The organism is Mesorhizobium sp. M4A.F.Ca.ET.050.02.1.1 (assembly GCF_003997725.1).
Lineage (GTDB): Bacteria > Pseudomonadota > Alphaproteobacteria > Rhizobiales > Rhizobiaceae > Mesorhizobium.
This window is the reverse complement of the sequence record NZ_RZSG01001443.1, coordinates 1-566: the sequence shown is the minus strand read 5'-3', so window position 1 is coordinate 566 and position 566 is coordinate 1. Positions and strand designations below refer to the sequence as shown.

1 tRNA gene is annotated in these 566 nt (G+C 61.7%); it reads right to left on the bottom strand.

Going from position 1 to position 566, the window contains the following annotated elements:
* Window positions 1-169 precede the first annotated feature (169 nt).
* Window positions 170-260, bottom strand: a tRNA-Ser gene (locus EOA33_RS38035).
* Window positions 261-566 lie beyond the last annotated feature (306 nt).

The window sequence follows — 566 nt, the reverse complement described above, 5'->3', positions numbered from 1 at the left end:
GCTATATCTTTTCCAAAAATCTGCGCAGTTCTGCACCAGCCGCAAGGGTCGACGCCACCGTCGCCGTAGCATGACAGGCGAAAGCGCAGCGCAACGCGCGTCGCCGATTCTGCCTTTTTGTGAGGGATTCGCGGGCTCGTCCTGCGCAGCTGTGCACCGCGAAGCAGGGTGGCGGAGAGGATGGGATTCGAACCCACGAGAAGCTTTTGACCTCTACTCCCTTAGCAGGGGAGCGCCTTCGACCACTCGGCCACCTCTCCGTTGCGCCGCTGGATAAAGAAAAGCGTCGGCACAATCAACAAGCCGGCGTCATTATCGCGGAAAAATCGGCGCTTCGCCGCAGTGCCGCTTCGCCATGCGGCGATTCTGCGGCAATTCCCTGGCCGGCGACTCGGCCCGCGCGCCGCAATTCTGACGGTCCAGCGCCGGATTCGGGCCGTCCGGCATCGGATTCGCACCTATTGCGGGGGGCTGCGAGCGCCTCGATAGTTAACGAGAGCTTTCTGAGTGAGGCCAAATCGTGTCATTTGTGCAACAACGCTCGTGGATAGCGCTCGGACAGCCCG